Source organism: Peribacillus muralis, from assembly GCF_001439925.1.
Classification (GTDB): domain Bacteria; phylum Bacillota; class Bacilli; order Bacillales; family DSM-1321; genus Peribacillus; species Peribacillus muralis.
The window spans coordinates 47404-59885 of sequence record NZ_LMBV01000025.1; the positions used below are offsets into that span (position 1 = coordinate 47404).

General features: G+C 36.1%; 14 protein-coding genes and 1 pseudogene. All 15 read right to left on the bottom strand.

The window, feature by feature from the left end; translation table 11 throughout:
* Positions 1 to 124: 124 nt before the first annotated feature.
* The 15 genes and pseudogenes from ASU00_RS20540 to ASU00_RS20605 all read right to left on the bottom strand — a co-directional run bounded on the left by ASU00_RS20540 (position 125) and on the right by ASU00_RS20605 (position 11903).
* Entirely contained in the window at positions 125 to 1399 is a 1275-nt protein-coding gene (locus tag ASU00_RS20540) for an IS110 family RNA-guided transposase (RefSeq protein ID WP_057915324.1), read from the bottom strand.
* A 184-nt stretch (positions 1400 to 1583) separates the two neighbouring features.
* Entirely contained in the window at positions 1584 to 1718 is a 135-nt protein-coding gene (locus tag ASU00_RS26730) for a hypothetical protein (RefSeq protein ID WP_269085342.1), read from the bottom strand.
* Positions 1719 to 1871: 153 nt separating this feature from the next.
* Positions 1872 to 2099 (bottom strand): hypothetical protein, encoded by a 228-nt coding sequence (locus tag ASU00_RS20545; RefSeq protein ID WP_057915325.1) that lies wholly within the window; start codon positions 2097 to 2099, stop codon positions 1872 to 1874.
* A 65-nt stretch (positions 2100 to 2164) separates the two neighbouring features.
* Positions 2165 to 2976 (bottom strand): annotated as a pseudogene (locus ASU00_RS20550) (alpha/beta fold hydrolase).
* A 75-nt stretch (positions 2977 to 3051) separates the two neighbouring features.
* The gene (locus ASU00_RS20555) at positions 3052 to 3609 is read right to left on the bottom strand and encodes an MOSC domain-containing protein (protein ID WP_201786319.1); all 558 of its coding nucleotides are present in this window, start codon (positions 3607 to 3609) and stop codon (positions 3052 to 3054) included.
* Between the two features lie 134 nt (positions 3610 to 3743).
* Entirely contained in the window at positions 3744 to 4676 is a 933-nt protein-coding gene (bla, locus tag ASU00_RS20560; protein WP_057915326.1) for a class A beta-lactamase, read from the bottom strand.
* A gap of 387 nt (positions 4677 to 5063) precedes the next feature.
* Entirely contained in the window at positions 5064 to 5795 is a 732-nt protein-coding gene (locus tag ASU00_RS20565) for a class I SAM-dependent DNA methyltransferase (protein WP_057915327.1), read from the bottom strand.
* A gap of 516 nt (positions 5796 to 6311) precedes the next feature.
* Positions 6312 to 7052, bottom strand: coding sequence for a type I methionyl aminopeptidase (gene map, locus ASU00_RS20570; RefSeq protein ID WP_057915328.1), 741 nt, complete (start codon positions 7050 to 7052; stop codon positions 6312 to 6314).
* Between the two features lie 167 nt (positions 7053 to 7219).
* Positions 7220 to 7624 (bottom strand): GNAT family N-acetyltransferase, encoded by a 405-nt coding sequence (locus ASU00_RS20575; protein WP_057915342.1) that lies wholly within the window; start codon positions 7622 to 7624, stop codon positions 7220 to 7222.
* A gap of 114 nt (positions 7625 to 7738) precedes the next feature.
* A complete protein-coding gene (locus tag ASU00_RS20580) occupies positions 7739 to 8842 on the bottom strand; it encodes a threonine synthase (RefSeq protein WP_057915329.1) in 1104 nt (367 codons plus the stop codon).
* Positions 8843 to 8914: 72 nt separating this feature from the next.
* Positions 8915 to 9289, bottom strand: a complete 375-nt coding sequence (locus ASU00_RS20585) for a RidA family protein (RefSeq protein ID WP_057915330.1) — start codon at positions 9287 to 9289, stop codon at positions 8915 to 8917.
* Between the two features lie 10 nt (positions 9290 to 9299).
* The gene (locus tag ASU00_RS20590) at positions 9300 to 9950 is read right to left on the bottom strand and encodes a helix-turn-helix transcriptional regulator (RefSeq protein WP_057915331.1); all 651 of its coding nucleotides are present in this window, start codon (positions 9948 to 9950) and stop codon (positions 9300 to 9302) included.
* Positions 9951 to 10059: 109 nt separating this feature from the next.
* Positions 10060 to 10470: a DUF4362 domain-containing protein gene (locus ASU00_RS20595; RefSeq protein ID WP_057915332.1), complete on the bottom strand. Its 411-nt coding sequence runs from the start codon at positions 10468 to 10470 to the stop codon at positions 10060 to 10062.
* A 107-nt stretch (positions 10471 to 10577) separates the two neighbouring features.
* On the bottom strand, positions 10578 to 11516 hold the full coding sequence (locus tag ASU00_RS20600) for a bifunctional helix-turn-helix transcriptional regulator/GNAT family N-acetyltransferase (protein WP_057915333.1): 939 nt from the start codon (positions 11514 to 11516) through the stop codon (positions 10578 to 10580).
* Positions 11517 to 11717: 201 nt separating this feature from the next.
* Positions 11718 to 11903, bottom strand: a complete 186-nt coding sequence (locus tag ASU00_RS20605) for a hypothetical protein (protein WP_057915334.1) — start codon at positions 11901 to 11903, stop codon at positions 11718 to 11720.
* Positions 11904 to 12482: the final 579 nt, after the last annotated feature.

The following is a 12482-nucleotide window of genomic DNA, read 5'->3' on the forward strand; positions in this document are numbered from 1 at the left end:
CGTTGCCCTTTTGTTGAAGAAACCTGGTACACCGTACATATTTGAAATCCTACGAATAAGACAACATTCAAAATGATAGTTAACTATTTTAAGTAATACATTTTATATACTTAATGTTTTATTTCTATGCTGCTAAAGGGATTATTACTTGGACTTTATTTGGACAGTAAGACTCATTTCGTCGTGCTATTCCTACAAAAATCCTTGCTAGTTTACCTATCAGTTTCATGATTGACTTCATTTTCTTTATCTTCTTTACCTTCACATTATGGGAATGGATGGCTTTAAACTCAGGGTTATTCATCACAAGGCTCATAGTTGCTAAGTAGAGGAAGCGTCGGAGTCTTGACCTTCCACGCTTTGAAATGACAATCTGACCTTTCCATTTGCCTGAACTTGCTTCCGCTAGATGTAATCCCGCATGACGTAATAGAGAGTTTCCGTGAGAGAATCCACTTAAATCTCCTGACTCACCTAGTATCCCCGCTAATGAAATTTCACTTATTCCTTTAATCATAAGTAGTTTTTTTGCAAATGGTATTTTATTGAGAACTTCTTTAACTTGTTGTTCAACTCTTTCGAGTTGCTTTACAGCGAGGTCATATTCTTCTAATAATTGTTCTAGATGGAATTTATAAGCATCGAGTGCTTGTCCAGTTCCAATAGAAGATTTTGCAAGATTGATCAGTAATTGAGCCTTCTTTGGTCCTGGTTGTCGTTTCATTAAAGACTTCCAACCCCTCATGACCTCTAGTGTTTCTAGTGAAGATATTTCATCCGGTATAGGAAATAAACGAAGGGTTGCGATCGCCCCTTTGCACGTTACATCTTTAAACACTTGTCTGAGTTCAGGAAAGACCACATCCACCCATCGATTTACTTGATTAATAGACATCACGAGACGTTTAACAATCACATCACGATTAGACATTAGAACTCTAAGCTTCTCAAATGATTTTGATGATGGGCGAATAAAGGAATAGTAGCCGTTTTTGACCATATCCGCGATAACGAGCGCATCTTTTTTATCACTCTTAGATTGGGTATTATCACGATTCTCTTTATTCCTTTTTACTAAATGGGGATTGACTGTTACAACCTCAATGTTTTGGTTATATAACCATTTTGAAAGGTTAATCCAGTAATGGCCTGTAGGCTCCATACCTACTATTGCTGCATCTAAGTTTTTTAATCTTTTTAAATCATGAATCCAGTTTAATAGTTTAACGAACCCCTCTTCATTATTTTCAAATGTAATAGGGTCTCCAACTACAATTCCACGGAAGTTAACTGCTCTTGCAACGTGTAATTGTTGAGCGATATCCACACCAATAATAAGATGAGTATCAGAAATTCTTTCAATTAGTTGATTTTGTTTGTCTTGCATTTTAAAATTCATAATAGGGCTTCCTCCTNTAAGACTCTGAGTTAGATTGGACTCTATACTCGTATCTTACTGAGGGGCTCTATTTTTTTCAAACCTGATATTTAACGATCTACAGGAATGNNNNTCCGCTAGTTCATTAAGAAAAGCGATTCTTATTAAAGAATCGCGCCCTTTTATGGAATAATCATTGTAAGATTTATTTATTTTCATTTTCTATTTCCTCAACTCTCCTTTCCATGTTCTTTATTTTTTTGATTGCGTGAAGGGCGAGTCCTAAAGCTATTCCACCTAAAGTGAATGCTGGAAAAACAAAAAAAGCAAACCATTCCATCTTTTAACACCTCCCTAAAACTACTAAACAATCTTGTCAAACAGCACTCTTCCTCCCCCTTCAGTTCCATAAGAATAGAGCTGCCTTAAAACAGCTCCGATCTTCGGCAAACGCACCTGTTAGTTGAGATGAAATTATTGATTATATTACTCATTATTTGTCCTTATTCCACTTATATGGAATATCCGCCCATTTAAATAACAAAATAATCAACAACATTATAAAAAAGGCCATTATGTTATCCATCCAATTAACCTCTTTGTTAGCAATAAATTCCCAAACGGTTAATACCACAACATATATTAAGGGAAATTTGATGCTTTGCTTAAACATAACATCACCGACTTCATTCAAATTTTCTCTACAAATTTTGTTATCCAACTAACCTGCCCAACCCAAAAATAAAAGCTGCCTTAAAGACAGCTCTTAACTCATTACGTATTCGGTCAGGATTCTTCAAGTCTATCCAACCATTCATTTATTAGCGTGCTAAAAAGTTGTGGTTGTTCGATTTGTAAATTGTGGCCTGCTACATCGAGTACAGCAAATGTTCCTCGCGGATACTTGTTTACTAGGTCAAGAGCATCTTTGTATCCAACCGAGGAGTCTTGTCTTCCTAACAGGAATACGCTAGGTTTATTGAACTCAGACTGGTCGATCTTAAAGGAAAATCCATATTCATTCCTAATCTTATTTAAAAACGTTTCATCTCCGATTTTACAACCGCTTACAATTTCTTTGTTATAACGTAACCATGTGTACTCATTAAGTACAACGTTATTATTTTTAAAATCTTCTAATTCATCCTTCGATAACTTCCAATAAACTTTTTATCCGTTTTCATTATTTTGTGCTTCTGAACTGTTCTATCTTCTGGATGGGGATTGATGAGAGGACATATAAATGCAGCGCCGAGTACTTGTTCCTGATGCTTCTCAATAATGCCCCTAGCTATATAGCCACCGTAGGATTCTCCAGCAATGACGTACTCTTGGTTAGGAATTACGGTTTGAATAAAATCCAGGACAGCATTCAACATTTCATCAGAGCTGCTTATTTCGTCGTATTTCTTTGTTAATCCCATCCCCGGCAGGTCAATATAAATGCGTCTCCAGCCTTGCCTTTCAGTAAATATAGGTTCCATACACCCGCTCATTAATCGATGGTCCGGAGAAAAGCCGTGTATCATTAAAATGGGCTTACCTTCCCCAAAATCTTCATAATATATTTCGGCTTGGCGAACTTTGCAATATGTCATATTAATCCTTCTTTCTTTATAGATCTTGTATGGTATAAAAAAGGCCACCGCAGCAACCCTGTTTTACTGAAAACATTACACCCTTTCAAGAGGGATATGAGGTAAAGGCGGTAACTGAATTCTAACCTGGTCTCCGGGGTGAACCTCACCACTTTCCAAAACTATGCTCATTATTCCTGCTTTACGTATCAAGTTCCCATTGTTATCCCGGTCTAATACAGCGTTCATAAGTCCCGATTTGAATGAATCGATTTGGGCACATGGATTTCGTAAGCCTGTTACTTTAATCACTGCTGACTCTCCAATAAATAATAGCGAATCCCTCGGTAGTTCAAGCAGATCGATGCCTTTTGTGGTAATATTTTCACCTATTTGTCCGGCTGTAACATTAAACCTTTCTCTCAATTCATCCAATAATTCCGAGTGGATTAGGTGGACCTGTCGCAGGTTAGGTTGATCTGGGTTTTTCGCTACACGTGATCGATGCTTAACCGTTATACCTGAATGGGCGTCTCCTTCAACGCCTAAACCTTTCAACAGCTTTATACTGCTGCAATTTTCCTTACTAAATGTGTGTGTATCACTTTTACTTACAGCTACTACCGCTCCAATTCTTTCGTCATTCATTTCCATTCAACTCCCCTTACTACTTATATTTGATGTATTCATTCAACTATCCTGCCCTCAAGCTAATATGATGTATATATATATTCCTACTAAACTAAAAAAAGGCTACTTCACGTAACCTTTTTTAGTACAATCATTTTCTATTTGTTTTTGACTTTAAGAGCCTTAATTACTTCTTTTGTTGTCTCAGCGATAAGCTTGTCATTATACTCAGCATCTTTTTTATCACGTTTTGAAAGTACAGCAAGAACAATAGGGTCCCCTTTAGATGGCCAAATGATCGCAATGTCATTTCGCGTACCATATGATCCTGCTCCAGTCTTATCAGCCACTTCCCAACCTTTCGGCACTCCAGCACGAATTAACGCATCTCCCGTAGTATTTCTCTTCATCCAATCTATTAAAAGCTCACGTTTCTCTGTTGGAAGTGTATCTCCCAATGTAAAAGCCTGAAGACTAGTAGCAAGTGCTCTCGGTGTGCTCGTATCATGCGTTTCACCAGGATTGACTTCATTTAAATCTGGCTCAATTCGCACAGGGTTGGTAACGTTATCTCCCATATCCTCCAGTGCTTTTTTGAATCCAGTCGGCCCCCCAAGTTGTTTAAGGATAAGGTTTCCCGCAGTATTGTCACTGTATCGAAGCGAAGCATCAGCAAGCTCCTTAAGAGTCATCCCCGTATCAACATGCTTTTCTGTAATCGGATTATAATTGACAAGATCCTCACGTGTATAGGTAATTCTTTGATTAAGGTCTTCTATTGATTTCTGCTGTAAAAGGACTCCTACAGCTAAAGCCTTATGAGTGGATGTATAAGCAAAACGCTCATCTGGATGATAGGTTACTGTTTCGTTTGTTCCAGTATCCAACGCAAAGACACCAAGTTTAGCATCAAACTTTTTTTCAAGCTTAGCAAAATCATGAATATCGGCAGTTTCTTGTTTTTTCGGTTTAGTTAATTCTGCATTAACGTTATTGCTTGAGCAACCTACAAGCGTTGCGCATGAAAGAAATAGTACCGGCACAATTTTTTTGAAAGTGGAATTCCTAAAAATATCGCTCAACGATTTCATTTCTATTCAACCTCTTTCTATAAACATTTATTATGTGTTCTCCTATCTTATCAACCATCCGCAACAATGAACATGTAATGCTTATGATAAAATCTTAGTGTTTTTCACTATACATATTTTCTAAATAGAAAGTGTGCAAATTATTAGCATTAGAGAACATCCAGATTATAGTTTACTAATCCATAGTGGAATGGAACGGAAGGCGCGAGACTCCTGCGGGAAATGCGTGTCCACGTGAGACCCGCAGGCTAAAAAGCCGAGGAGGCTCACGGACCGCCCGCGGAAAGGGAGCGACTGTAGTGCAATGAAACGTTAGTGTAAATGGGCAATCGAGAAAAGGATGAAAGTATTTTTGAGGACTGTAAATATGACTTTCCCTTCGTACTCTTATTTCTTGCAAGAAAACATTAAGAAAAGAGGAATTCTCATTCTTCGTTTATATTCACTTTCACTATTGATTTCCTCAGGTCTTGGTGTGCCTTCTCTCAAATCTTCAATGATGAATCCAGCTTGTTTTAATTGTTGGTAATATTCTTCGATTGTTCGGTGATATTTAACAACCTTCTTATCAATCCAAGGCTCTATCCTTGCGCCACTATTAAAATAATCGTCTACTATCCAATCAGTTTTTGAAGAGGAAGCCGCAGCGCTTTTGGTTGATGAGGTTAAAACAGGATGTTGCACACTAAATATAAATTTTCCGTTATCTTTTAGTGATTGATGAACTTCTTTAAATAAAACTTTTAATCCCTCTAAATAATGAAGAGCTAACCGTGAAACAACAAGATCATAATTATCAACTTTAAAATTCCACGTTTCCATTGAAGCGAGATGCACTTTCCCCTCTGTGCCATGCAGATTTTTAGTAGCTTCTCTTACCATATTTTCTGATCCTTCTACACCGTCATATGAGAAACATCCTTTTTGTAGAAGTTCATATCCAAATGTAGCGTCACCACAACCTAAATCCAACACTTTTTTTCTCTCTACATTACCAATAAGTTCAAGCAATATAGGCTTTTCAATAATATTGTTTGGACTTTCGACACGATTTCTCCTGGTTATATAATTCTTAAAAAATTCATCATCGTCGTAAGCCGATGCACCTCTGTACTCCATTAAATCCCCCCAGCAACTACCCCTTGAAACTTTTAATTAACGTATATTATAAATTCTATATCAAATGCAGTATTCCTTGTTTATTAAGCTTTTCCACTAGCCACCTATGAAGTGTTAATACTTCATTGGGGAACCCTTAAGGACAATACGTTTTAAATCAAATGTAAAACGAGATTGGGAAATGAAAGTTATGCCATCAATAGATTAAGGGTTGAAGGAAATAAACAATCTCAAAGTTACATTTACAACTATAATAGATGATCAAAATCCGATTATTATTAATACTTCCATAGACAGTACAGATAAAAAAGCTAAAGAAATAGGAAAACGTACTGAAGAGCTCATAAATGAATTTTTCCAATATAAACAAATCTCACGTTCTAAGTAAAGACAATAAGAAAATAAATTAAGCAATAAAAAAAGGATCTTTTAATCAAAGATCCTTCTTTTTATTGCCTTCTTGTTATAGATGAGCGTTACTTATGGTAATACGAGTCTTTTCCGTCCGTGACTGAATTAAAGTGTGACAATAATCGGACCATTTTTAGTAAGGATGATCGTATGCTCCAATTGAGCTACATAGCTTTTTTCTGTAGCATAGGTCCACCCGTCTTCTTTTTGGAATACTTCTTCTTCAAGGGTTGAGATAAATGGTTCGAATGCGATAACCATGCCTTCTTTTAATATTTCATTATCCCATGGATCATAATAATTACAAATATGGGCAGGTGCTTCGTGTATTTTACGTCCAACACCATGTCCTGTAAGGTTTGTGATAACAGTGAATCCATGCTGTCTCGCTGTTTCGAATACGGCTTTTCCGATTCTGCTTTTTTTGGAACCAGGTTTTGCTTTCTTAAGACCTGCTTCAAATGCCATTTTAGCAGCGTTGCATAATTTCGTTAATACCGCTTCTCCTTCTCCTACTACAAATGAGATTCCTGTATCTGCGAAATAGCCGTTCTTTGAAGCAGATACATCAATATTTACGAGATCGCCTTCACGAATAACCCGATGACCCGGAATACCATGTGCCACTTCTTCATTTATACTAATGCACGTATAGCCAGGAAAATCATATTCACCTTTTGGAGCTGAAACTGCACCTGCTTTTTCCAAAAGTTCTCCGGCTCTATCATCAAGTTCTTTTGTTGTTATGCCAGGAGTTGTTCTTTGTGCCAATTCATCTCTAATGGAGGCAATAATTTTGCCAATTTCCTTCAAACCATTAAAATCTTCTTCTGTTTTTGCAATCATTTTTTCCCTACCTCATTATCTTTTATCATAAGTATTAATTGTACCTTTATTTTAGCGAAAAACAAAAGCACTGTAAATTGTTTGGTACATTACCCCTCAGCTTGATTTTTTCTTCGATCAAGAAAAAGACCACACTACGACTGTGAATTGAATTTACCTTCCGCCTTTCATTCAATGCTGAGTAAACTTTTTTCAAGGACGATTTTATGTAATCCTTTTTCATCCGTATAAGTATCAATGACATCAAATCCATTTTTTATATTCAAAATTAACATACTACGCCATTTATTCATTGTCTTCGTTTGAACGATATCATAACCATTATCCTTTAAACATTGATGTTGCTTTTCCATTAACGTAGAAGCAATACCATGTTTTCTGTAATTAATATCCACCCCACCTAACCAACTATAAAATTTATTACGGTCAATCGCATAGCCAATCTTATACCCAATAACCTTTTTGCCATCCATCGCAGTAATAACCAACAATTGAGGTTTACTTGACATCTTACTAATCAAATCATTAGACGTACCAAAAATGTCTTTATGAAGCTCTAGAATGCCATGCATTACATCAGCATCAGGTATTGAATTAATAACTATGTAATCAAAGAACAATTGTAATCCCCCTTACCTAACAACTTACTCTCCTACATCTTTTTTCACCTGGCCGGCCTTATGGATTCATTTTGATTTAATACCAGCACCACAAAGAGGGATGATTATTTTTTCGTCTGGTGCCTTTTTATATTTAAGGTAGCCAGCATAGTTTACTGCTGATGTCACTTCCACATAAAATCCTTTCTCACTCAGTTTAGCTCGTGCACTCAGAATCTCATCTTCTTCAATATCGATAAAGGTACCGTTCGTATGACGTACAGCTTCTAAAATTTGTTTGGAACGCGCTGGTGCAGCAATGGCTATCCCTTCCGCTAAAGTACCTCTATTCGTAACAGATTGTGCTGATTCCTCACCGTTTTGATAGGCTTTTACAAGAGGAGCGCAGTTCTTCGCTTGAATGGCAACGATTTTCGGTAGTTTATCAATTAATCCATTTTCAAACAACTCGTTAAAGCCATAATATGCACCTAGGAGAAGCGTTCCGTTTCCAACCGGAATGATTAACGCATCAGGCACACCATTTAATTGTTCGAAAATTTCATAGGCATATGTTTTCGTTCCTTCATAAAAATAAGGATTATACACATGACTTGCGTAAAAAACTTTTTCTTCGTCTACTGCTTTTTGTGCAGCAGCTGCAATGTCCTCTCGTGTACCACGAATCTCTTTAATCGTTGCTCCATGGGCTTTTATTTGAGCGATCTTTTTCGGTGAAGTTTCATCACTTAGATAGATATCACAGGCAATATTACATCGTGCTGCATAAGCTGCAATAGCCGTTCCTGCATTACCACTGCTATCAGCAATTACTTTGGATACCCCTAATTCTTTAGCCTTTGTCATCAAAACAACGGCACCTCGATCTTTAAAGGATAATGTAGGCATCATATATTCAACTTTTACATACCTATTTGGCTCCATAGGATCTAGAAGAATTAAAGGCGATTGACCTTCACCCATTGTCACGGATTCCCATGTCTTGGAATCTTTTGCGAATGGCATCGTTTCGAAATACCGCCATAATGAGTTGGGATAGGTATTCCAAGCTGCCCTATTAACTTTTGGGGTATCTTTTACTATGTTTAATACTCCGCCACATTCACATTTCCATAGCGTTGGTGTAAGATCATGTTTGTTGCCACAACTGTTACAAATAAATTGTTCCATCATCTATCACACCTTCGAATAATTTTTTATATAAATTAGACTTTTTTATACGATACGGATAAAAAAATTCAACTAAATATATGCAATGGCATCAATTTCAATCTTAAATCCAAAGTGTAATTTATTAGTTGGCACAACGGTACGAGCTGGTTTATGGTCACCGAAAAATTCCTTATAAACCGCATCTACTTTATCCCATAATTCCACATCCGGAATATATAATGTCATGCGCAAAATCTGTTCTTTCTTACTACCGGCTGCTTCTATAATCATTTCGATATTCTTTAGTGCTTGTAACGTTTCTTCTTCGATGGTGCCAAATTCTTTTTCACTGGTTTCTGGATTAATGGCAAACTGCCCTGATACATAGACAGTGTTCTGATGAACTGTCGCCAATGCATAGTGTCCATTTGATTTTAAATTTCCTACTTCAAAGATACTTTTCATTTGATGCTCCTTAACTTGATTTATTTTTGATTTCATCCAAATAACTATAAACAGTCACTTTGGAAATGCCTAACAAAGATGCGACCTTCTCAACAGATCCTTTCATTAAAAAGATTCCTTTTTCATCCATAAATCTTATTAATTCAATCTTTTCATGGCGTTTCATGACTGGATGAACACTGTTTTGGATGATTTGTTGAATCAATTGATCCACGATTCCTTCAACATTTTCCATATCATCATCTGATTTTATTTCATGTTCTTGAACTTCAACGTGTGTAGGAAGAAAAGAATTCATGAATTGTTGCATTTGATTCAGTGCTTCAACATCAAAATTCAAACAGAATGCACCAATCACTTTTTGCTTGGAATCACGTATTAATGAAGTGGAAGAACGAATAGTACGATTATCTTCTGTTACAAACGTATAACCTGCAAGATAATCTTCTTTAAAATCTTCTGATTGTAATACAGTCTTCACTAAGTGATCAAATGATTGCCCGATTGCCCTACCTGTAACATGGTTATTTACTGTAAACATTACAGATGCTTTAGGATTCGTCAAATCATGAATAACGACTTCACAGTTTGGTCCAAACATTTTTGCAGTAGATTTTGCTATAGGGATAAAACTCTCTAATACTTTCTTAATTTCTTCCATGTATAACTACCTCATTATTCAGATTCCATTCAATTATATATTTTTTTATACGAAAAAAATCAAAATGTGGATTTTTTTATATGTTTTTAATTCTTACTACCTGCCCGGATTATTTACCTTCTGCTAAGTAATAAGGTGTATCGTAACCTTGGCAACCAATGATAGAGTATTTATTTCCTTCAACTAAAATTTTCTCGCATCCAAATGTGTTAATTTCTCCACTGCCGTATTCATCTCTAGTGGTATCCTCAGTAATTTCAAGCTGCTCTCCGTTAAATGTTAAATCAGTTAGGATTGGGTCTCCCTCCTTCGTGTAAGCAACCACACGAATACTATCCTGTTTCCCTGTTTCCGTATTCTTGATAAATTCTTTTAACTTCGTTTCGTTTTCAATATCACCATTATTTCTATTCACAACATCAGTATCAGATGGAACATATTTTTCAGTCTCTATATTTGCACAGCCAAGCATAAGCAAAAACATTATGCTGACAGTCATAAAACTTACATATCTTATCATAAACTCCCCCCTTTATTGATTAGACGTTATAAGTTGATTTTGGTTTCACTTATAAGAAAAGCTGCCTAAAAGACAGCTCCAAACATAACGCCATTGTTGTTTCTGTTTTACTTTGTTTCGTTTTCCTCGGAAAGAATGAGATCCCATCGTTCTTCGATTAATGTTGTTGTCGTCCATTCTTCATTCGGTTTTTCTTCAGTTAATTTAAAATTATATTTTCTATAAAGATGGCGAGCCGTTTCTAACGTGCTCACCGTCCATAAGAACACATGCAGATAATTTTGTTTCTTACTGAAGTTGAGGGCAGTATCGATAAGTTTTTTCCCTATCCCCATGCCTTGATAATTTTCATTTAATACAAACCATTTTAACTGTGCTACTGTATCACTGAACTTCGTAATTGCAATCGAGCCGGCAATTTCGCCATTCACTTCCGCAATCCAAAGCTCTCCTCCATCGGTATCATTCATGAATTCTGTTAAACCTTTCATGACGTAATATTCAAACCTCTGTCCGAACTTATATGTTTTATCGTATAAATTCCCATGAAGGTATGCGACGTATCCTACATCTCCGGGTTGAAATGGTCGAATTAAGACTTCTGAATGGGATGAACGTCCTTCCGAGTAAATGGATTCGATTCTTTCCATGGATGTGACTAGCTTACACAGATCATCTTTTGATAGATTATTAATCATTTTATCTACTCCGCGATTTGCATTTTCAACTAAGTCCTTGTAAATATTTTCTCCATATTCGGTAAGATAGAGTGAATACTGTCGTTTATCCTCTGTTGACTGTTTTTTTATGATGATATTTTCATCCTCAAATCGCTGGACAATACGACTCATATAGCCTCGGTCAATTCCTAGGTTTTCTCTAACTTCAGTTGCCGTACACCCATTTTTGTGGTTAATTTCCGTTATTACCCGTGCCTCTGTTAATGGAAAAGGTTGATTATAAATTTCTTGATCAATTTTGCCCAGAACATTTGCGTAATACCTGTTGAATTTCCGAATCTTTTCTACATAATTATTTGATTGCATAGATAATTCTCCTTAATATTCTGAAACTTTAAACTAAAAACAGTATAAAGGATATAGTTGACTTGGTCAACTATATAATAATCAGGAAACCATATCTTTGCATATTGCAGAACAAGTAACGCCTAAATATAGGAGACAGTAATAATCCGAACTTCATAATGCTTTTATATCCTTGTTGAACCATCCTGCCCCGTTAGTGCATTAAGAAACGTACCTCTTCTTTTTTCTATTTCTAAGATAGCCTCCCATTGTCGCTCCAAGACCCGCAAGTAAAACAACGAGTATCAATTCGCCAATATAATTAGAAGGTTTAATTAGCTTAAAAATAATTGTGCAAAGTGCTCCCCATAGAAGAAAAAGCAGCAAATCTCCAATTGTAAATTTCATAATAATTCTCCTTTGGTTTTCGAAATATAAATTCTAATTCATCCATCACTCTTTTGGGTCAATTATTTCATACTGAACGGTTGCATAAAGAAAAAGCTACCTTAAGACAGCTCCGACTTCAGCAAACGCATCCGTCTAATTCTAGTTCTATATGAAAAGGAATTAGAGATATAAAATAAAAGAAATAGTTAAAAATAGAGTAATAGAGATACCTGCTTTCTTTTTTAAGTAATTTATGTAACCGGCTGTAAATATAAAACCCGCAAATGCGATGATGTATCCTTCAGGATCATCCATTAGAACTTGATACCTCAAAGCTCCTAATCCAACCAGGACTATACCTATAGTTCCAAAAAACATATTTACATACATATTATTTTTCTTTAAACAATTTTTTCTCTTTCCCCCTAAAATTTTGTATTAATTCATATTTAATCATTTCATTTAAAACTTTTCGTTGTCTGAAGAAATAGAAGTTCATCTTCAACTATCCTGCCCCGTTAGTGCCATTAATCGAGTAGGAGGAGGCGCCTAGCCTCCGACCTCTCACACCACCGTACGTACCGTTCGGTATACGGC